Here is a 19,753-nt window from a genome sequence, read left to right on the forward strand (position 1 = left end):
ACAAGCCGTTCTTCGAACAAATGCTGGCGAACTTCGCCCGCACCGTCGGCGCCGGGTCGGCCCGCATCGTCGTCTTGGTCCTCGAGGGGGCAGGATGGCACACCAGCCCCGGCCTCGCCGTCCGCGACGGCCTCCGCCTCGTTTACTTGCCACCCCCCGCCTTCGCGAGGGCAGGCTCTACAGTCCGAAATTACAGCCGGCTGAACACCTCTGGTCGCTGGTCGACGACCCCATCGCCAATCGTCACTTCAAGACGATCGACGACCTCGACGCCGTCATCGATCGACGCTGTCGCGTTCTCGGACACGATCCCAACCTCATCGCAGCACATACCCACTTCCACCGGTAGCCGAAACCCGTCACTCGGAACTGATCACCCGAATCCAGTATATCAAGCAGCATCTGCGGGGCATCCCAGCCCCGGACGAGATGCGGACGAGCCGTTATGACGCGATTGACCCTGGTCTCGTTCCAGGGGCGAACGGCCGAGGCGCGCTGCGCCCCTCCACCCCCTTCACCATCCTGCCCAAGAAGGGCCTCGTCTGCAGGTCGTCGTAGAGCGGATCATGGCGGCGCTGGCGATCAGCTTCTCCTGGCGATGGACCAGGGTGCGGTCCGGCCAGAGGAGCGCGCCATTGATGTCGACCGGCCGCGGCCATGGTTGGACTTCGGCTCGACGGTGCGGCCCCGCCGGATCCAGCCGTGCGCCGGGCGCCCCGTGTAGGAGGGATGCGTCGCGTCGACGAAATAGAGCGGCGCCGCAGGCCCTGTCGCGTCCATCAGCGGCTTCAGAATGTCCTCCACGAAACGCCGCTGCACCGCCGCGTCGGCCTTGGCCGGGACGCTTTTCGGCTTCTTGAATACGAAGCCAGCGGCTTCAGCAGCTTCGACAGGGCATTCGGCCCGTAATGGACGCCGAACCGGCCCGCCACGAAGGCGCACACCTCGCAAGCCGTCGGCGGTGCCGTCTCGTCGACGAACGCTTCGAGGGTGACGATCTGATCACGCCGCAACGGACCGCTGCCACCCTGATAGGCCAGCCGCTCCACCCCGGCCCGACCATGCCTCTCGTACAGAACGCGATGCTCCCGCACCGTGCCCTCGTCGATGAACGACGCTTCGCAGATCCGACCGACCGCCCGGCCGTCGTCCGACAACAGCAGCACGCTCATGCGCCGATGAACGGCGCGGTTCGTCTGCCGACGCATCATCCCCAGAAAGTGGCCCCGACATCCGGGATCCGAGATCTCGCCTGCCCTCCACCAAGAGAATCACAGGCGGCCCAAAACGAAAACCGAATTCTCACGGAGTCGGGGTATACCATGCGCAGCCCTATCAGGCGGTGCCCGAGCGCGTCGTCGCGGAATGACGGCCGCGGCGCGTGCTGCCTTCGGCGAGCGGCCTCTCACGTCTTCCTGATCCCCGGCGGCTGCCATGTCCCCTCGCCGGGGGGCAGGATCGAGGGTGGCGTCGTCTTCGGCCAGTACAGCCGCATCACGACGTAGATCGGCCCATCGGGCGCCGGCAGCCAGTTGCTCTCCCGGTCCGGTCCGGGCGACTTGCTCTGGATGTAGATCGTCAGCGACCCGTCGGCGCCGGTCTTCAGCGTCGGCAGCATCGGCGAGTTGATCAGATAGCGGCCGATCGGATTCTCGACGAGCAGCTGCGTCTTGCCGTCGTACATCGTGACGGACCAGAAGGCCTCGACGGGAGGCAGCCGGCCCTTCGGGAAGGTCAGCGTGTAGCTCGCTTTCGAGCAGTCGAGCGGCTGGCCGTCGGCGTCGACCTTGGCCATCGGATACATCGCCTCGACGCCGTCGTTACCGAGGATGCCGGCCTGCGCCGCGGCGGCACGCATCAGCCAGTCGCCGTGGAAGAAGGCGGCGTCGCCGAACGGCGAGCCGACCCGCCAGCCGTTGACGTCGCGGCCGAAGCTCGCGACTGCGGCCTCGACCTTGCGCTGGCCTTCCTTCATGCCGAGCAGGATCTCGGCCTCGTCCTCGAGCGACAGGGCGCCGAACTCGAAGGTCTTGCCGGGGCCGACGCCGATCTTCGCGAGTTCGCCGCGGATCCAGCGGTCCTCGGGCAGGGCCGGAGCGAGCGAGAGAGCGAAGTCGAGATACGCGAAGAACTCGCTGCGCACCAGGTCCTTCTCGAACTTCGGGAAGGCGAGCGCCGGGGCCGCCGGCGGCGCCGGCTGGTTCGAGAACGACGACAGCGGCTGCGCCTCGTAGCCGGCCTGGACCTTCTCGACATTGTCGATATCGGCCGGGTCGAACAGCTGGGTGCGGAACAGGCCGAGCGCGATGTCCGTGGTCGACCGGAAGACCCGCCTGATTCCGGCCGGGGTCGGGCCGGTCCAGTGGGGACCTGCCACCAGATAGCTCCCCGCGACATTGCCGGTCGTGCGGCTGCCCACATAGCCGAAATTGTAGGTGTTGAAATCGACGAGCTGGAGCGAGTAGTAGCGCTTCGCCTCGACGGCCGGAACCGAGATCACCATCGGCTCCGCGCGCAAATCCATCCACACGAACGAGTACGGCGTGTCGCTGTTGGGCGTCACCACGGCCGTGTCCTGCCACGTGAAGACACGGGCCTCGTTGGAGAGGACGTTGAAGGGGGGCGCGGTAGAGCTTCGACGACGTGTCGACCGCGTAGTCGTACATGATGCCGTAGGCCATCACCATCGGTAGACCGTAGATGAAGCCGGCCTCGGCAATGTCCTTGGCCTTGAAGAAGCCGGGCCGGCTCGAGATCCAGCCGGCCCGCGCCGACCTCGTTGCCGCCATCGGCGCCGAAATCACCCCGGCAGCCGCCGTTCTCAGCAGATCGCGTTTGGTGAGCATCACCTTCCTCCGGACACGCGCCATCGCTTTCGAATTCGCCGGATCGAGTACCAGCGCACGGACGTTCGAGGGAATTCACAACGTCGACAGACTGCCGACGACCGCACTCGCGGCGTGACGCCGGGCGATCCGATCGGGCGCCCGAGTTCGATCGCAGCCGATTTCGGCTAGTGGAGCGAATTCGACATTCGAGTCCCACCCGACCGCATATTCGTTCTCGAACGTCGAATGCGAAGCTTCACGAAGGCTCTGTGACTGCTGGTGGCCTTTCGATTCCGACATTCGCCGCTACTTCAGCGCCATCCGCCTGGTCGGCGTCACGGCGGGCGGCGGCGCGGCGGCTGGCGAGAGAACCAGCGTCAGCCAGACGTTCCAGCCCTCGGCCCGGTTCTCGGCCTCGAACTCCCTGTAGGCCTTCAGATTGACGTAGCCCTGGATCTCGCCCATCGGGACGATGTACCCGACCTGTGCGCCGACGCTCGCCACGCGCGATTCGAAGCAGCCGACCCGGTCGCCCGGCCCGCCGTCGCACGTCAGCTGGTCGTAGAGATACCCGACGGCCCCGATCTGCAGCTGCTTGGTCAGAAACTTCGACACCCCCCAGTCGATGTGGAGGTCGACCCCGCTCCGATAATCCGTGTCCGGGTTCTCGAAATTGTAGGTGAGGCCGCCGACGACCGAGAACTCGTTGCCGGTCGTCGGGTCGAAATAGGTGTAGCCGACGCCGCCGTCGATCGCACCATGGCCGAGGCCGAGATTGGCGAGCCGGCTCGGGTCGTAGGCGCCGACCGGGATGTTGCCCGTCAAGTAGGCCATGAAATTGTTCACGCCGGCGTTCCAGCGCATCGTGAGCTGCGGGTAGAGGTCGCCGAAGCCGGTCACCTCGTCGCCGACGCTGTAGAACCGCGAGCCCGCGATCGCGAACGGGCCGGTCAGGATCGAGGCGTTCAGCAGCGCGTCCACCGACGCGTTGCTGCGGCCCGTGATGGTCGTCAGGCCGATGGTCGCCTGCCCGCCGAGCACCGGGCTCGCGAACGTGTAGGACGGGATCACCAGCGCGAGGTCGGCATCGGCAGCGAACCTCGCCCGAACGTTCGTCGACACCGATGCCGACAGCCGGCCGCGGTTGATCTCGCGGGCGCGGGCGACCGTCTCGTGCTCCGACACGCTCGAGTGATAATACACCGAGGTGAGGGAGAAGCCGGGCTGCTGCGGCGCCGCGGCGAGGCTGCCGAAAAGGCCCGGCAGCCAGAAGCTCACGCCGCCTTCGTCGGCCGATGCCGGCTCCCCACCGACCACCAACGTGGCCGCGACGATACCGGCCGCGGCGATGCTTGCAACGGCCGGGCCGGTGCGCCCCGGGTCCCGTAAATTCGTTCTGATCATGTCGTCCCCCCGTTCGCATGCGGAGGCGATGGGCCGCCTCGCAAGGTCGCCCGTGCCGACTTCGGTCACGATGCTTGTTGGGCGCACGAGGAGCGCACGGCAGCAGCCACGCTGGTTTCGCGCCTGAGCCGAGCATACGGCACGGCATCGATCGTGACCACGCGGTGACGCGCCCGCGCAAGGGAATCAGTTCCGGTGTCGCCCCTGCGCCACGCCGTCCTGCAGCTCGCCCGATACGCACGGTCTAGCCGGGGCGGCCGAGGAGTCTCGGGCCGTTCTGATCACATGACCGCGGCCCCGGCCGTGTTCGACCGCAGCTCGTGATCACAAACCTGCGACCAGCGAATCGATGCGGCGGATTCGGGGAGATCGTTTCGTCAGGAATGCTACGATGATGCCTTCGCTGCCAGTGCCATCGTCAGGCTCGCCTCGGTCCGCATCGCTCGTCCGATCGACAAATGCGATGCACCGCCGACCTTCGCGACGCGTGGCGAGCGCCGCTTTCACGTCATGGCGAAACCGAACGGATCGCGCTGCAATCTCGACTGCGCCTACTGCTTCTATCTGAGCAAGGAGACGTTGCCCGGCGGCCCCGGTGCAGCCGACATGGAGCGCGACCTCCTCGAGAGGTTCATTGCGCAATACATCGAGGGCGTCACCGGACCGGAGGTCGTGTTCTCCTGGCAAGGCGGCGAGCCGACTCTTCGCGGACTCGATTTCTTTCACGACGTGGTGGCGTTGCAGCGAAAATACGCCAAGCCCGGCCAGCGCATCGAGAACGACCTGCAGACCAACACGACATGAAGAACGACTGGAAGCGGGTTTTCGCGTTCCAGTGACGTCACCGCCGACGATGTCGGCTCGATCGCACCGTGGCGGTCGCGCCGCAACGTTCGGATGGAGACACGACACCCGAGGGAGCCGGTCGTGATCCTGGACCTCGTCGCTCTCCCGCTGCCGATCACGATCGTCGCGCTCGTGATCGATCTGCGGCGGTGGCCGTCTGGGGCATCCCGTCCGAGATCGCGAAGCGCCGCGATCATCCGCATCGCGATCTGATCGGGGCCGCGAGCCGGGTAAGCCTGGTCACGCTCGGCGGGCTGTGGCCGTTCCTGTGAATCCGGGCGCGGGCCTACCGGCCCGATCGCGGCCGGGGAGTCCTCACCGGAGCGCCAGTCGAGAGGGGGACGATCGAGAGCCTCGAGGAACGGGTCGCCGCCCCCCGGCTATGTCGGATACGAGGATGGCAGCCGCCGATCCGTGCCGGAGACGTCTTCGGGGGGGGCGCGCCGGCGGAGCGGCATCCGGCGCGACCGGGTCACCGCGGCGATCCGGTCTCCCGGACCATCGGCAGCTCGATGACGACCCGCGTGCCGCGGTTCGGTGCGCTGTCGATCGCCACCTCGCCGCCCCATGCACGGACGATCCCGCGCACGATGGCGAGCCCGAGGCCCGTTCCCTCGCCCGGCGCGCGGGTCGTGAAGAACGGGTCGAACGCCCGCGCCACCACCTCCGCCGGCATGCCGGGGCCGGTGTCGCCGACGACGAGCGTCACCACCTCGCGTGGCCAGTCGTCCGCTCCGCTCGGAATCCGCGGCTGCCGCGGTCGCTCGAGGCGGACCACCACCTCGCCGGTGCCCTGCACCGCCTTGGCGGCGTTCTGGACGAGATTGACGACGATCTGGGTGAGCTCGCTCTCGTCGCCGATCACCACTGCACCACGGTCGGCGATGTCCAGCCGGAGGCTCGAGCCGGGCACCAGCCCCATGCGGGCGAAATCGACGCTCCGCTCCAGCGCGGGCGCGAGCGCGATCGGTCGGGGCCGGGGCGCCTCCTGCCGGAGATAGCTCAAGATCCCGCGCACGATGGCGGCAGCCTGGCCGGCGCAGTCGAACACGGTCGCGAAATAGGTGTGCAGGGGGCCCGACGCCGGCACGTCGAGGAGGCCGAGCTCGGCCATGCCGCGGATCGGCTGCAGAACGTTGTTGAGCTCGTGGGCGACGCCCGCGACCAGCTGGCCGAGCGCGGTGAGCCGCCGGTCGTGCTGCTCGCGGGCCGCACGCGCACGCTCGACGAGCGCGCTCTTCTCGCGATAGGCGACCGCATAGGCGATCATCAGCTCGGCGAGGCAGGCGGAGGAGCGGCGCACCGCGGTCTCGTCGAGCTGCCCGCCCTCCCCCGTGTCGGCGACCGCCAGCACGGCCTCCTCCTGGAACCCGGCGATCTCCTCGATCGGCAGATCGGCGGCGACCATCTCGCAGCCGATCCCGGCGATCGCCGCCAGCGCCGCCTCGTCCGCCGACCGCACGTGGCGCCGCATCAGCCCGACGTAACGCTGCTGGAGGTCCTTCACGGCGGCGCCCCTTCGAGCAGGACGCAGACCACGCCGGCGTCGTCGGTGCCGGTCGCGAAATCGTCGAGCAGGCGTCGCGCCAGCGCCTCCGGCTCGTGCTTGAGCCGCAGCATGGCGCGATCGAGATCGAGCCGCGCGTCGACCCCGTCGGTCCACAGCACCAGGAGATCGCGGTCGGCCCAGTCGAGCACGATCGGGCGCGGGAGACGGATGCCGGCGCCGACGATGCCGGGCATCGCGTCGACATGGACGCGCCGCTCACCGAACAGCGCGACCCGAACGTTCCCCACGCTCGCCACCGCGAGCTGCCGCCCGACCGGATCGATGCCGGCGACCGCGGCGGCAACCCCGCGGGTCGTGCGGATCGTGCCGTCGATCCGCATCAGGAGCCGCTCGGGAGCCCGCTCCACGGCCTGCGCGAGGACGGCGAGCGCGGCCTCGGCGGCGAGCGCCGCGTCGCGGCCGTGGCCGAGGCCGTCGACCAGCCCCACCAGCACGTCCGCGCCGAGGTCGCGGCACGCCCAGGCGTCGCCGCACCAGGTCTCTCCGCGCAATGCTCGGGTCGCTCCGCCGACGATCATCTGTCCCAGATCACCGTGGTCACGCAGGTGCCGCGGCCCGGCTCCGACCGGATCGCGAACTCGTCCATCAGTCGCTTCGTGCCGGGCAGGCCCGAGCCGAGGCCGCCCGCCGTGGAGAATCCGTCGCGCATGGCGAGCGCGACGTCGGCGATGCCGGGGCCGTCGTCCTCGGCCACCACCTCGAGCCCGATCCGGCCGCCGCGCTCGATCGAGCGGATGCGGACGACGCCGCCCCGGATGGCGTGGATGTGCAGGTTGTAGGCGAGCTCCGAGACCGCGGTCATCAGCCGGTACACCCGGACGGTCGGGAACCCCAGCGTCTCGGCCGCGGCGCGCGCCCGTCGACGCGCCTCGGCGATGTCGAGCTCGCCCCGGATGACGCAATCGATGGGCGCGAGGGAGGTCACCGCGGAGGTCACCGGCGCCGCGTCATGCTGGTGACGACCGTGGTGCGGCCGGGACGGCTCTCGATGCTCAGGCCGCCCATCAGGCTGCGGACCGCCGACAGGCCGAGCCCGAGCCCGCGCGTCGTCGAATGGCCCGGCTGCATCGCCAGCGCGATGTCGGGAATGCCCGGCCCGTCGTCCGAGACCGTGACCTGGAGCGTGGCGCTCGCCTCGGTGGTCTCCACCGCGATCCGGCACAGGCCGCCTCCCGCGTGCAGGAGCGCGTTGCGGACCAGCTCGGAGATCGCCGTGGCGATCCGGGTCTGGTCGACCGTGCCGAATCCCGCGGCGCGCGCGAGATCGCGTCCGGCCTGGCGCGCCCCGATGATGTCTTCCTGCAACCTTATGGTCTTCTCGACCTGTCGGTCACACATGGCGGCTCATGCGCTCGGAGGAACGAGGGCGGCGGGGCGGCCGGCATCCCGGTCGGCGATCGTCGCCTTGAGCATCTCGACCCCCGCCTCGAGATCGAGCGCCGTGCGCATCTCGAGGCACTCGCGCCCCATCTCGACCAGCGTCAGCGCGACGAACGGCTGCATCCCGCACAGCACCGCCTCGCCGCCCATCACCCGGATCATCCGCGCGGTCTCGTTGAGCAGGCGCGCCATGTAGGAGTCCACCACCTCGACGCCCGAAATGTCGATCACCGCGCCGTCGGCCCGGTCGTCGCGGACGAGCGCGAGGATCTCGCCTTGGAGCTGGATCGCCTGATCGTCGGTGAGATCGGCGAGAATCGAGGTCAGCAGGACGCGGCCGAGGCGAAGGATCGGGACACGCATCACGAGGCCTCGCGCACGAGGGCGCCGACGCTACTGCCGATCAGCCGCAGCGCCTCGGCGAGCCCGGCTCGCAGCGACCCGCGGGTGATCATGCCGGACAGGTCGACATCGAGCTTGACCAGGGTTTGCGCGGCGTCCGGGCTGATGCCGGTGACCACCACGCGCGCCCCGAGCAGCCGCGCCGCCGCGACCGTGCGGGTCAAATGGAGGCACACGCGGGTGTCGATCACCGGCACCCCGGTCACGTCGAGAATGGCGACCCGCGCCTCCTCCCGGGTGATCGCGGTGAGCATCGCCTCCATCACCTGCTGGGCGCGCTGGGTGTCGATGATGCCGACCAGCGGCATCAGCAGGATGCCGTTCCAGATCCTCAGCGTCGGGGTGGAGAGATCGAGGATCGACCGGCTCTGCCGCTCGATGATCTCCTCGCGCGTCCGGGTGTAGCTCGCGAAGGTCTCGACCGCGAGCGCATCGACCATCCGGTTCGCGCCGGTGATCGCCTCGCCGAGCTCGGCCGGTGCGGTCCGGTACGCAGCGATCACCACGGGCAGCAGCGCGTCCTTCAGGCTCATCACGAAGGCGGCGGTCTCGGACGGGGTGAAGCCGTCGCGCGCGCGGGCCGCGCTGATCTCGGCGGCCTTGCGCAGGACCACCGCGAGGCCGTCGTCCTGGAGATCGGATTCGCCGCTGCGGAGCGCCCCGATGAACGCGACCAGGAAGTCGGCCGCCTCCGCCCGCAGGGACTGCGCCAGATGCGGCAGCTCCATCCGCCCGGCGAGCGCCTCGATCTGCTCGAACCACGCCTCGCGGATCTCGGCCTCGCGGTCGGCGATCGTGGCGGCAATCGTTGCGGCCAATGTTGTCATCGCAATCCTCCTCGCATTCCGGCCTGCCGCGTTGCGGTCAGCTCGGCGACCGCCCGCAGCAGCTCGTCAAGCCCGACAGGCTTCATCAGGACGCGGTCCGCTCCGGCCTTCTGGGCCTCGTCGGCGGAGAATTCCTGCGGCGCGCGCGGAGCCCCGCCGGTGACGGCGACGATCGGAACCGTCATTCCCGCCTCCTTGACACGGCGGATCAGCTGCAGCCCGTCGCCGCCCGCCATCCACACGTCCGTGACCAGCACGTCGAACCGCCCGCCGGTCAGCACCGGCAGCGCCTCGTCGCCGCCGCTGCACTCGGTGACCGCGTGCCCCCCTCGCTCGAGGAAGAGCCGCAGCGTGTAGCGGGCGATCATCACGTCGTCGACCAGCAGCACCGCGGCCATCACCCGTCCTCCGATCCGGCGCACCGGCCGGCGAAGCCGCTCCGCCGCCGGTCCGCGCCTTCAGAACAGCTCGATGCGTGCACCGACGTCCTCCTGCCGCGAGCGAGACTCGAAGACCTCGCGATGCGTGTTGCGCTGGCTCGCCATCACGTAGCCGGCCATCAGCTCGTCGAGCCTGCCGGTGAGGTCGACCGGGTCGATCCACCCGTCCGGCCCGTCCAGCACGCGGCGCATGTCGCTCACGTGCTCGTCGACCACCTCGGTCAGCCGCGTCACGTGCTGGAGGCGCTGGCGCGTGCAGTCCTGGAACTGGATCGAGCCGATCAGCGTCATGATCGGGCCGGCGAGGCGGGTGCTCTCATCGACCACCTTGGCGAGCACCTCGCGCTGATGCGTCACCAGCCGCTCGAGGCTCTCGGTCAGCTCCGAGATCGCCGTCGCGATGGTGCCGAGCGCGGCCCGCTCGCTCTCGATCCGGTCCTCGACCAGCACCGAGAGGCTCGCCCCCACCGCCTTCCGCAGGTCGTCGAGCCGGCGATCGATCTCGGTCGCGGTGGCCTCCGATTGGTGCGACAGCTCCTTCACTTCCCGGGCGACCACCGCGAACCCCTTGCCGGCCTCGCCGGCGCGCGCCGCCTCGATGGTCGCGTTGAGAGCGAGGACGTTGGTCTGCCGGGCGATCGTCCTGATGTTCTGCACCGCCGCTCCGACCTCGTCGGTGACCGTCGCGATGGCGACGAGGCGATTGCGGCTGTCCTCGATGTCGGCGTTGCGCCGGCCGAGGAAGTCGTGAATGAGCCGGCGGCTGCCCGCGAGGCTGCGCTCGGTGCGGTCGACGATCTCGACCACCTTCTCGTTGGAGCTCGACCGGTCGAGGAAGCCGAGCAGCTCGCCGATCTCGCGGTCGACCGTCTGCAGCCCCGAGACGATCGAGGTCGCGGCCTGCTCGGTGTCCTCGCTGACCTCGCTCGCCTCGCGGCGGATCACCTCGAGAACCGGACGATAGACCGCGATCTCGTCGACCAGCCGGGTCAGGCGGCCGTGCCAGTCCTGGTCGGCCGACGCCTCGCCCCCCGTGGTCGCGGCGGCGGTCGCCGGCACCGACCGATCCGGCAGCTCGGGCAGCTCCGCCAGATCCGTCGGGTCCGGAGCGTCGGCCGGCACGCCGCGCCGGCGCCGGTCGCTCGCCCGGGCCACCGCCCATGCCGCAGCCAGCGTCGCCCCGGTCGTCACCGCCAGGGTCACCGCGAGCGAGACGGCGAGTTCCTCGACCGCATCACCGAACGCGGCGCGCACCGCGGCGACCGCGAGCGAGGCCACCATCGCCGGGACGATCACCGCCGGGACGGTCACACGGGAACCGATGAGGAGAGCCGCGACGCTCACGATTCATGCACCCGGAACGAGCTGGCGGATGACCTGGAGCAGCGCCGCGGGGTCCACCGGCTTGACGATCCAGCCGGTCGCGCCCGCCGCCTTCGCCTCGTGCCGCTTCGCCTGCTGCGATTCGGTGGAGAGCATCAGCATCGGCACGAACTGATATCCGGGCAGCTTGCGGACGCTGCGGATCAGCTCGATTCCGTCCATCGCTCCCATGTTGAGGTCGGTGATCACCATCGACGGCCTGGCCCCGCCCCGGAGGCTGGCGAGGGCCTCCTCGCCGCTCTTCGCCTGGTTCACCGCGAAGCCCGCCTTGCTGAGCATGCCGTCCAGGCTCATCAGCATGGTGGGCGAGTCGTCGACGATCATGATGGTCTTGGCCATGTCAGGAGATCCTTGGACGTTGGGCGGGCGCGCAGTCGGCGCACCCGGTCGCCGGCCAGTCCCAGAGGGTCGCGAGATCCTCGACGAGCAGGTGATAGTCGAGCGCGCCGTGGCTGCGCGGGGCGTAGTCGCGCACGGGCTTTCGCGATGCGAACGCTTCGGCCACGCGGATGTCGCTGCGGATCGCCTTCATCAGGCGGTCGCGGCCGAACCGGGTGGTCACCTCGTCGACCACCGTGCGGTGCAGGTTGATGCGGCCGTTCGTCATCACCGGGACGATGCCGAGCAGCCGGCGCCGCTGGTCGACCCCGGTGGCGACGCGGAACAGGAGGCGCGAGAGCTGCTCGACGCCGATGGCCGAGAGCGTGTGCGGGACGATCGGCACCAGCACCGCGTCGGCGGCGGCCAGCGCGTTGACCAGGATCGCATCCGCCGCCGGCGGCGTGTCGAGCACGATGCGGTCGAACGCCTCGGCGATCGGCGACGCCCGCAGCTGGCGCGCCAGCAGGGTTTTGTCGGCTCCGGCCGAAACCCCCTCGAACATCGGATCGGCCGGCGCGACGAACAGATTCTGCCAGGCGGTCGGGCGGATCGCGGCGGCGAGCTCGCCGCCGTGCGCGCCGAACAGGTCGTGCACGGTCGGATCGCCCCGACCGGCGACGACCCCGAAGCCGTAGCCGGCGTGCCCCTGGGTGTCGAGGTCGACCACCAGCGTGCGGAGGCCGCGGGCGGCCCACTCGGCCGCCAGATTGACCGCCGTCGTGGTCTTGCCGGAGCCGCCCTTTCGGTTGGACACGGAGACGACGAGGCTCATGGCAGAGGCCTCCGGGACGCCAGGATCGGCGCGACGAAGCGCGCGAGCGTCGGATCGGACGGGGGGATCACCTCGGCCGGCGCCGCCGCCGCGAGCACCTGCAGCAGCGCGGTGTGAACGTGGGTGCAGGTCGAGAGATCGACCGTGCCGGGCGGCGTCTCGCGCCAGTGCTCGACCAGCCCGAGCGCCTCCTCGACCATGCAGAGCCCCTCGAAACGGACCGTCGGGCCGTCGAACCGCAGCGGCATCACAACAGCTCCTTCAGATCGAGCACGAGCAGCACGTGCCCGTCGCCGAGCAGCGCCGTGCCGGAAAACCCCCGCATGCCGGCGAGCACGCCGTCGAACGGCTTCAGGATCACGTCCATGCCCTCGCGGAAATTGTCGACGACGAGGCCGATCGGCGCGCCGCCGATCCGGCACACCAGCACCGCCTCGGCAGCGACGTCGGCGGCGGCCGTCCCGCAGCCGAGCGTCCGCGCCAGCCGCAAGAGCGGCACCACGGTGTCGCGCAGCACGAAGGCCGGCGCCTGCTTGATCGTCTTGATCCGCTCGCGCGGCACCCGGACCGTCTCGGCGATGATGTCCATCGGAATGCCGTAGGGCTCGCCGCCGACCTCGACGACCATCACCCGGGTGACCGCCATGCTGAGCGGCATCGCGATCCGCACCGTGGTGCCCTCGCCGGAGCGCGACGTCACCGCGACGCGGCCGCCGAGCTTCTCGACGGTGGTGAGCACCACGTCGAGACCGACCCCGCGGCCGGACAGATCGGAGACCTTCGCGGCGGTCGAGAAGCCGGGCCGGAAGATCAGCCGGATCGCCTCCTGGTCGGACAGCGCCTCGGCCGCACCGGCGTCGACCACGCCCTTGGCGACCGCCGCCGCGCGCACCTTCGCAGGGTCGATGCCGCGCCCGTCGTCGCGCACCTCGATGGCGACGTGGTCCGCCTCCTGCGAGGCCTTCAGGACGATCGTCGCCTGCTCCGGCTTGCCGGCGGCGCGCCGCTCGGCCGGCGGCTCGATGCCGTGGTCGATCGCGTTGCGCACCACGTGCAGCAGCGGATCGCCGAGCGCCTCGATGATGGTCTTGTCGGCGGCCGTGTCCTCGCCCTCGACGACCAGGTCGATCCGTTTCTCGAGCTTTCGCGCGAGATCGCGGACGAGACGCGGGAAGCGGTCGAACACCTCGCTCACCGGCAGCATGCGGACCTGCATGATCGCCCCCTGCATCTCCTGGGCGAGGCGATCGATCACCGCGTACTGATCCTTGATTTCGCGCGCCATCTCGCGCGAGCCGTGAATGTGCTCGGCGCGGCGGGCGAGGAACGGCAGGCTGTTCTTGGAGACGACCAGCTCGCCGATCAGGTTCATCAGGAGGTCGACTTTTGCCTGGTCGACCTTGAGCATGCGGGCGGCGCCCCGCTCGTCGCGAGCCGCCTCGCCTGCCGATGCATCCGCGCCGGGTGCGGGGACGACGGATGCCGTGCCCGGCGCGACCGTCGTCGCGGCCGCGGTGCCGCCGTCCGTCGCGTCGTCGAGCGTCCCGAGCAGATCGAGCAGCGGCCCGGCATCGCCGTCGGTTTCGGCCACCCGCGCCGCCGCGGCGATCCGGGCGCACAGCCCGTCGTCGGCGCGGCCCGGCAGCAGGCGCGCGAGGACCGTGGCCACGGCGCCGACATGCGCGCGGACCCGATCGAGCGCCTGCGCCTCGGCGAGCACGCACCGCTGCGCCGCGACGATTCGGCGGGCGAGCGCCTCGACGTCGCCGGACGCCGCGTCGCGGGCGTCGGCGGGCACCGTCCCGGGCCGCGGCCGGAGCGTGGCGAGCACCGGACGCGGCGGCTCGACATCCGCCGACCCGAGCCGCGGCGGCTCGCCGGTCGCGACCGCCTCGATCAGCGCCGCCGCATGGGCGGCATTGGGGAACGGAGCGGCCGACACGGCATCGAGCCAGCGCAGAGCGGAGGCGGTCGACAGCTCCGGATTGGTCAGCGCCAGCAGAGCGGCGGTCGCGGTGCGCAGCGCCGCCCAGTCGCGCCGCTCAAGGCACGCGCGCGCCTCCTCGGCGAAATCCTCGACCACCGGCAGCGGCCCCGGTGCGGGCGCACCGGCGAGACGGATCAACGCATCGGGCGCGACCTGGTCGATCCGCACCTCGTCGGACACGTAGCGGAACAGATGCTCGACCTCGACGCGCGCGCCGCTCGCGAGCAGTCGGAACGCGAGGTTGCAACGATAGGGATCGAGCTCCTCGAGCGGCGGCCAGGGCTCGCGGGTCACCACGTCGAGCGCGCCGAGGCCGGGCACCTGCAGGACCAGGCCGAACGGATCCTCGCCGTTGTAGAAGCAGGTCTCCGCCGGCACGTAGTGCACGGCGAGCACCGGGTGCCCGCGGGCAGCGTCGGAAAACAGCGCGAGGCGGTCGGCCTCCGCCATGTCCGCGATCCAGCCGATCTCGGCGGCCGGCTTCTCCTCGGCCGGCGGATCGCTCGACGCCGGCGCTTCGGCGGGAGCGAGCCGGTCCCGCAGCCGCCCGACCGCCGCCTTGCACACCCGGTCGGCATCGTCGGGAAGCCGCTCGTGGCGCTCGAGGTGGTCGATCCAGGCGCTCACCTGGTCGAGGCTGTCGAGCAGCATGTCGACCAGATCGGAATCGAGCTCGCGCTGCGCCGACCGCACCTCGCCGAGCAAATCCTCGGCCGCGTGCACGAGGCGCGTCAGCGCCACCGCATCGAACAGCCCCGACGATCCCTTCAGCGTGTGGACGGCGCGAAACACCTCGTTGATGGCGGTCGCGTCGGCCGGGCTCTTCTCGAGCCTCAGCAGCCCGGAGGCGGACGACTGGAGAAGGTCCCGCGCCTCGGGAATGAAGCGGGCCAGCAGCGCGTTGCTCATGCCGCGCCCCCCGTGAGCAGACGGGCGGTCGCGGCGAGCTCGTCCGGCCGGACCGGCTTGACGACGTAGAGGTTGGCGCCCGCCCGGTAGGCCCGGAGCGCGTCCTCCTCCTTCTCCTCGGTCGAGATGGTGACGATCGGGATCGACCGCAGCGCCGGATCGTCGCGCACCTGCCGCACCAGCTCGTAGCCGTTCATCTTCGGCATGTTGACGTCGACGATCATCAGATCGAAGCGGTCGAGCAGCGCGCGCTCCAAGCCCTCGACGCCGTTCGCGGCCTCCGCGACCGTGAAGCCGGCGGCCTCCAGCACGTCCCGATAGAACAGGCGGATCGTGATGCCGTCGTCCACCACCAATATGCTCTTCCCGGTCATTCCCGCCTCACTCGGCTTCCGCCGGCTTCTGGTGCACGATGGTGTCGCCGAACTTTCGCGGCCGGAACAGCGAGCTCATCCGGTTCATGCTCTCGGAATGTCCGAGACAGATGAAGCCGCCCGGCGCGAGGCATTCGTAGAGCGCCTCGACGGTCTCGCGGCGTGCGAGGTCGTCGAAATAGATGAGCAGGTTGCGGCAGAAGATCACGTCGATGCCGCGGAACCGCGCCATCTGCAGCGGATCGACGACGTTGATGGTCGAGAAGTCGACCGAATCGCGGATCTCGCTGCGCAGCCGGTAGCGATCGCCCGCGAGCCGGGCGAAATACTGCTGGCGGAGCGCCATCGGCACCCGCTGCAGCGAGCGCTCGCCATAGGTGCCGTCGGCGGCGTCGGCGAGCACGCGCGAATCGATGTCGGAGGCGAGGATCTCGATCTCGTAGTCGTCGCACAGATCCCACGTCTCGAGCACGTGGAGCGCGATCGAGTACGGCTCCTCGCCGGTCGAGCACGGCACCGACCAGATGCGGATCCGGCTGCCCCGCGCGCGCGCCTTGGCGAGCTCGGGCAGCATGCTGCCGGTGAGCGCGTCGAACTGATAGTCCTCGCGGAAGAAGTAGGTCTCGTTGACCGTCATCAGGTTGACGAGCTGCTGCAGCTCCTCGCCGCTCGCCTGGAACCGGAGAAGTGCGAAATAATCACGAAATCCGCTCGAGCCGGTCTTGACGATCCGCTCCTGCAGCCGCCGCTCCACGAAGTAGCGCTTCTTCTCCGAGAACATCATGCCGGTGCGGCGATAGAAGAACTCGCACAGCTTCGCATACTCCTCGGGAGAGACCGGAGGAGACGCATCGACGGCGCGGCACGCGTCCTGGATCATCGTCCCTCGATCCTCCGGACCGCGAGGTCGACCGCGAACCGAACGAACGGCCGATCGGCGAAGCGCCGCTTCAGCGCGAGAAGGGGCGCGACCGCCTCGTCGCCGCCGACCTCGGCGAGGCAGTCCACCGCGGCGGCGCAGACGTTCACGTGCGGGTCGTCCTCGACCACCTGCACGAGCCAGCGCGGCGCGTCGGAATGCGGCAGCGCGGACAGCACCTGGATGGCGAGAATCCGCACGTCGCTGTCGGGGTCGCGCAGCAGGCTCTCGATGTAGGGGGCGACCTCCTCCGGCATCTCCTGAAGCGCCTCGGTCGCCTCGTTGCGAAGCCCGGCGTCCTCCTCGCGCAGGAGCGGCACCAGCGCCTCGACCACCGCCGGAGACTTGAGCCTGATCAGCGACGTGAACAGCACCGTGCGGACGCTCAACGCCGGCTCCACGAGCAGCCGTGCGCACAGCTCCGGCACCGCCTGCGGATGGGCGCCGAGGCCGCGCACCGCGCGGCGCCGCACCGCCGGGTCCGGCGCGTCGAGACCGGCGAGGAGCGCCGGAAGGTCGTCGGCCTCGGCGACGGCGACCGGCGGGGGCTCGGCGGCGGAGCGAGACGATCTCACGAGCACCACGAGCGTGCCCTCCCGGCTCGGGCGGCCGGCGTCGGCTCCACCCAGTGGATCAGCTGCGCGGCGATCCGATCGGCCGGCAGGACGAGATCGGCGCCGCCACGGCGGATCAGCTCGTTCGGCATGCCGAACACCACCGAGGTCTCGGCGTCCTGCGCGATGGTGCGGCCGCCGCGCTGGTTGAGATCGGCCATCTGCTCGGCGCCGTCGTCGCCCATGCCGGTCAGCTCGACGCCGATCAGCCGCTCGGCCGGGAACGCCTCGACGGCGCTCGCCACCAGCCGGGCGACGCTCGGATGCCAGACGAAGTCGCCGCTGCTCGGCACCGGCGTGGCGATCGGCCCGGCGGCGCGCTTGCCGATCACGAGGTCGGCGTCGCCCTTGGCGACGTACACCGTGCCGGCCTCGATCGGCATCTGCCGCGACACCTCGACCACCGGCACTCGGCTCATCTCGCCGAGCCGGCGCGCGAACACGCTGGTGAAGGTGGCGGGCATGTGCTGGGCGATCAGCACCGCCCAGGGGAAGTCGGCGGGCAGCAGTGGGACGATCTCCTCCAGCGTGCCCGGGCCGCCGGTGGAGACGCCGATCAGCACGAGCCCGAAGCCGGCCCGCGTGCCGGTCGCGAGGCTGCGCCGGCTCGATGTGCCGGTCCGCCCGGCGATCCGGTCGCGCTCGGCCCGCAGGCGGCCGCGCAGGCCGACGGCCCGCCGGACCCGGGCGCCGACCGCGGCGCGCACCTTGAACAGAAGCTCGCGACGGATGCGGTCGATCGACAGCGAGATGGTGCCGCCCGGCTTGTGGACGAAGTCGACCGCGCCGAGGCTCAACGCCTGCAGCGTCGCCTCGGCCCCCTCCTCGGTCAGCGACGAGACCATCAGCACCGGCTTCGGCCGCTGCGTCATGATCCGCGACAGGCAGGTGATCCCGTCCATCTCGGGCATGTTGACGTCGAGGGTCACGACGTCGGGATCGAACTCCTCGATCGCGACCAGGGCCTCGGCGCCGTTGCGCGCCGTTCGCACCTCGTAGCCACCGTCGGAGCCGAGCAGATCCGTCAGATGCTTGCGCATCAGCGCGGAGTCGTCGACCACCAGCACCTTGACCATGATCGCCTTCGCTCCGGGTGGAAGGGCGCGGGAACGTCCCGCCCGCGCCCGACGCTCGTCAGTGTCGTGTTCCCATCCGCCCGGCCTCGTCGAGGTCGAGCAGCTGTGTCACGTCGAGCAGCAGGATCATCCGCTTCTGCCGCTCCAGATTGGCGACGCGGCGGATCATCCGCTTCTGCTCGTCGGAGAGATCCGGCGCCGGCCGCACCGCCGCGGCCGGGATCCGCATCACCTCCGAGACCTGGTCGACGATGAACCCGGTCTGCACGCCGTGGATGGTGAACACCATGATGCGTTGCCGGTCGTTGCGCTCGGCCGCGGCGAGGCCGAAGCGCCGCCGCTGGTCGATCACCGGAAGGACGACGCCGCGCAGATTGATGACGCCCTCGATGAAGGCCGGCGTCCTCGGAATGCGGGTGAGCTCGTCCGGCACCCGCACGATCTCCTGCACCGCCTCGATCGAGACGCCGTACTCCTCGTCCATCAGGCGGAAGACGACGAACTGCTCCTCGTCGTCGAGATCGCCCGCGCGGTCGATCCGGCCGTCGCCGTCCATGTCGGCTCCTCCTGCATCCGAGACGACGGCGCGCATCTCGCTCGCGTTGAACATCCGCTCGGCCGAGAGGATCGACACCAGCCGGCGGCCGTCCTCCAGACGGCAGATCGACTTCAGCTCGCCGCCGCCCTGCGCGCCGCCGCCGAGCATCGCCGGCACCGGCTCGACCAGATCCCGGCCGACGCGGAGAACCTCCTTGACGCTGTCCATCACCACGCCGACCGAGGTCGCCCCGTCGCCGAGCGAGACCACCACGACCTTGTTGGCCTCGGTGAGCTCGACCGCCGGCAGCCCGAACATTTCGCGCAGCGAGACGAGCGGCAGCAGCCGGTTGCGCAGCGTGATCACCCCGAGCACGTGGCTGCGGGTGTTGGGCACGTGGGTGATGCGGTCCGGGAGCTGAACGATCTCCTGAACCTGGTCGATCGGGAAGGCGTACTCCTGCGCGGCGACCTCGAAGCTGACCAGCTGATCCTCGTCGACCGTCGCCTCGACCGCCTCGGCCCGGTCGCGGTGGACCTGCGCGGCCTCGCTCCCGCCGGACACGGCGCGCCCGCCGATGTCCTCGAACTCGCGGCTCACGAGCCGGCCGGCGTCGAGGATCATCACCATCGAGTCGCCGTCGTGGCCCTTGATCATCCCGGTCAGGAGATCGGTGTCGACCGTCGCGCGGATCGTGTCGGCCCGCTCGATGCGGTCGGCGTCGACCGTGACCACGTTCGCCATGCGGTCGACCACCAGGCCGATCGGATGGCCCTGGTCGAGCACCACCACGCGGGTCGCGTCGTCGTGCAGGACCTGGGCGAAGCCGAACGTGTCGCGCAGATTGACGACGGGAAGAACGGTCCCGCGCAAATTCGCGAGACCTTCGAGCGCCGGCGGGCTGAGCGGCACGCGGACGATCTCCGGCATGCGGATGATCTCCTGCACCTCCGACAGCGCCACCGCGAACATCTCCTCCTGGAGATGGAAGATGACGAACTGACGCGCTTCGTCGCGGAAGTCGGCGCCGGGAGGCGGCGCCGCTGCGCTGCGCTCCGCCGGAATCGGCCGAGCCTGAGCTGCCATCGTGAGTCCTCCTGTCC

23 protein-coding genes and 1 pseudogene are annotated in these 19,753 nt (G+C 70.3%); 3 read left to right on the plus strand and 21 right to left on the minus strand.

Features of this window, described 5'->3' with window-relative positions:
* Window positions 1-788: 788 nt before the first annotated feature.
* The 3 genes and pseudogenes from A33M_RS13535 to A33M_RS25260 form a co-directional block, all read right to left on the minus strand.
* Window positions 789-1,172 (minus strand): hypothetical protein, encoded by a 384-nt coding sequence (locus tag A33M_RS13535; RefSeq protein ID WP_008388018.1) that lies wholly within the window; start codon window positions 1,170-1,172, stop codon window positions 789-791.
* Window positions 1,173-1,405: 233 nt separating this feature from the next.
* Window positions 1,406-1,975 (minus strand): DUF1214 domain-containing protein, encoded by a 570-nt coding sequence (locus A33M_RS25255; RefSeq protein ID WP_337460008.1) that lies wholly within the window; start codon window positions 1,973-1,975, stop codon window positions 1,406-1,408.
* Window positions 1,976-2,230: 255 nt separating this feature from the next.
* Window positions 2,231-2,605 (minus strand): annotated as a pseudogene (locus A33M_RS25260) (DUF1254 domain-containing protein); the annotation flags it as partial.
* Window positions 2,606-2,700: 95 nt separating this feature from the next.
* Between A33M_RS25260 and A33M_RS24655 the strand changes: the two are divergent.
* Window positions 2,701-2,964 (plus strand): hypothetical protein, encoded by a 264-nt coding sequence (locus A33M_RS24655; RefSeq protein WP_008388022.1) that lies wholly within the window; start codon window positions 2,701-2,703, stop codon window positions 2,962-2,964.
* Window positions 2,965-3,134: 170 nt separating this feature from the next.
* Here A33M_RS24655 and A33M_RS13545 read toward each other — a convergent pair whose 3' ends face one another.
* Window positions 3,135-4,106 carry a SphA family protein gene (locus A33M_RS13545; RefSeq protein ID WP_008388024.1) on the minus strand — a complete coding sequence of 324 codons (972 nt, stop codon included), beginning with the start codon at window positions 4,104-4,106 and terminating at the stop codon, window positions 3,135-3,137.
* Between the two features lie 636 nt (window positions 4,107-4,742).
* Between A33M_RS13545 and A33M_RS13550 the strand changes: the two genes are divergently transcribed.
* The gene (locus A33M_RS13550) at window positions 4,743-5,036 is read left to right on the plus strand and encodes an arylsulfatase regulatory protein (protein ID WP_008388027.1); all 294 of its coding nucleotides are present in this window, start codon (window positions 4,743-4,745) and stop codon (window positions 5,034-5,036) included.
* A 191-nt stretch (window positions 5,037-5,227) separates the two neighbouring features.
* Complete coding sequence (locus tag A33M_RS23510; RefSeq protein ID WP_008388029.1) at window positions 5,228-5,350, plus strand: DUF3302 domain-containing protein; 123 nt, start codon at window positions 5,228-5,230, stop codon at window positions 5,348-5,350.
* A gap of 200 nt (window positions 5,351-5,550) precedes the next feature.
* On the opposite strand, the gene A33M_RS13560 is transcribed toward A33M_RS23510, so the two are convergent.
* The 17 genes from A33M_RS13560 to A33M_RS13640 are packed head-to-tail and all read right to left on the minus strand — an operon-like array spanning window position 5,551 to window position 19,736.
* Window positions 5,551-6,585 carry a sensor histidine kinase gene (locus tag A33M_RS13560; protein WP_008388031.1) on the minus strand — a complete coding sequence of 345 codons (1,035 nt, stop codon included), beginning with the start codon at window positions 6,583-6,585 and terminating at the stop codon, window positions 5,551-5,553.
* Window positions 6,582-7,166 carry a SpoIIE family protein phosphatase gene (locus A33M_RS13565; protein WP_008388033.1) on the minus strand — a complete coding sequence of 195 codons (585 nt, stop codon included), beginning with the start codon at window positions 7,164-7,166 and terminating at the stop codon, window positions 6,582-6,584. The genes A33M_RS13560 and A33M_RS13565 overlap by 4 nt, the downstream gene beginning before the upstream one ends.
* Complete coding sequence (locus tag A33M_RS13570; RefSeq protein ID WP_008388035.1) at window positions 7,163-7,573, minus strand: anti-sigma regulatory factor; 411 nt, start codon at window positions 7,571-7,573, stop codon at window positions 7,163-7,165. The genes A33M_RS13565 and A33M_RS13570 overlap by 4 nt, the downstream gene beginning before the upstream one ends.
* A gap of 8 nt (window positions 7,574-7,581) precedes the next feature.
* Window positions 7,582-7,986 carry an anti-sigma regulatory factor gene (locus A33M_RS13575; protein WP_040620597.1) on the minus strand — a complete coding sequence of 135 codons (405 nt, stop codon included), beginning with the start codon at window positions 7,984-7,986 and terminating at the stop codon, window positions 7,582-7,584.
* 6 nt (window positions 7,987-7,992) lie between these two features.
* Entirely contained in the window at window positions 7,993-8,391 is a 399-nt protein-coding gene (locus tag A33M_RS13580) for an STAS domain-containing protein (RefSeq protein ID WP_008388039.1), read from the minus strand.
* Window positions 8,391-9,257, minus strand: coding sequence for an STAS domain-containing protein (locus tag A33M_RS13585; protein ID WP_008388041.1), 867 nt, complete (start codon window positions 9,255-9,257; stop codon window positions 8,391-8,393). Before A33M_RS13585 ends, A33M_RS13580 begins: the two co-directional genes overlap by 1 nt.
* Window positions 9,254-9,655: a response regulator gene (locus A33M_RS13590; protein WP_008388043.1), complete on the minus strand. Its 402-nt coding sequence runs from the start codon at window positions 9,653-9,655 to the stop codon at window positions 9,254-9,256. The genes A33M_RS13585 and A33M_RS13590 overlap by 4 nt, the downstream gene beginning before the upstream one ends.
* A gap of 60 nt (window positions 9,656-9,715) precedes the next feature.
* On the minus strand, window positions 9,716-11,008 hold the full coding sequence (locus A33M_RS13595) for a methyl-accepting chemotaxis protein (protein ID WP_008388044.1): 1,293 nt from the start codon (window positions 11,006-11,008) through the stop codon (window positions 9,716-9,718).
* 36 nt (window positions 11,009-11,044) lie between these two features.
* Window positions 11,045-11,419: a response regulator gene (locus A33M_RS13600; RefSeq protein WP_008388046.1), complete on the minus strand. Its 375-nt coding sequence runs from the start codon at window positions 11,417-11,419 to the stop codon at window positions 11,045-11,047.
* A gap of 1 nt (window position 11,420) precedes the next feature.
* Complete coding sequence (locus tag A33M_RS13605) at window positions 11,421-12,233, minus strand: ParA family protein (protein ID WP_008388047.1); 813 nt, start codon at window positions 12,231-12,233, stop codon at window positions 11,421-11,423.
* Window positions 12,230-12,481: a hypothetical protein gene (locus A33M_RS13610; RefSeq protein WP_008388049.1), complete on the minus strand. Its 252-nt coding sequence runs from the start codon at window positions 12,479-12,481 to the stop codon at window positions 12,230-12,232. The genes A33M_RS13605 and A33M_RS13610 overlap by 4 nt, the downstream gene beginning before the upstream one ends.
* Complete coding sequence (locus A33M_RS13615) at window positions 12,481-15,129, minus strand: chemotaxis protein CheA (protein ID WP_008388052.1); 2,649 nt, start codon at window positions 15,127-15,129, stop codon at window positions 12,481-12,483. The genes A33M_RS13610 and A33M_RS13615 overlap by 1 nt, the downstream gene beginning before the upstream one ends.
* Window positions 15,126-15,503, minus strand: coding sequence for a response regulator (locus A33M_RS13620; protein ID WP_040620600.1), 378 nt, complete (start codon window positions 15,501-15,503; stop codon window positions 15,126-15,128). The genes A33M_RS13615 and A33M_RS13620 overlap by 4 nt, the downstream gene beginning before the upstream one ends.
* A gap of 7 nt (window positions 15,504-15,510) precedes the next feature.
* A complete protein-coding gene (locus tag A33M_RS13625) occupies window positions 15,511-16,383 on the minus strand; it encodes a CheR family methyltransferase (RefSeq protein WP_008388056.1) in 873 nt (290 codons plus the stop codon).
* Window positions 16,380-17,006 carry a HEAT repeat domain-containing protein gene (locus tag A33M_RS13630; RefSeq protein WP_202801892.1) on the minus strand — a complete coding sequence of 209 codons (627 nt, stop codon included), beginning with the start codon at window positions 17,004-17,006 and terminating at the stop codon, window positions 16,380-16,382. The genes A33M_RS13625 and A33M_RS13630 overlap by 4 nt, the downstream gene beginning before the upstream one ends.
* Window positions 16,994-18,112: a chemotaxis-specific protein-glutamate methyltransferase CheB gene (gene cheB / locus A33M_RS13635; RefSeq protein WP_008388060.1), complete on the minus strand. Its 1,119-nt coding sequence runs from the start codon at window positions 18,110-18,112 to the stop codon at window positions 16,994-16,996. Before cheB ends, A33M_RS13630 begins: the two co-directional genes overlap by 13 nt.
* A 58-nt stretch (window positions 18,113-18,170) precedes the next feature.
* The gene (locus A33M_RS13640) at window positions 18,171-19,736 is read right to left on the minus strand and encodes a chemotaxis protein CheW (protein ID WP_008388062.1); all 1,566 of its coding nucleotides are present in this window, start codon (window positions 19,734-19,736) and stop codon (window positions 18,171-18,173) included.
* Window positions 19,737-19,753 lie beyond the last annotated feature (17 nt).

The sequence above is a fragment of the Rhodovulum sp. PH10 genome (assembly GCF_000293785.1).
Taxonomy (GTDB): domain Bacteria; phylum Pseudomonadota; class Alphaproteobacteria; order Rhizobiales; family Xanthobacteraceae; genus Rhodoplanes.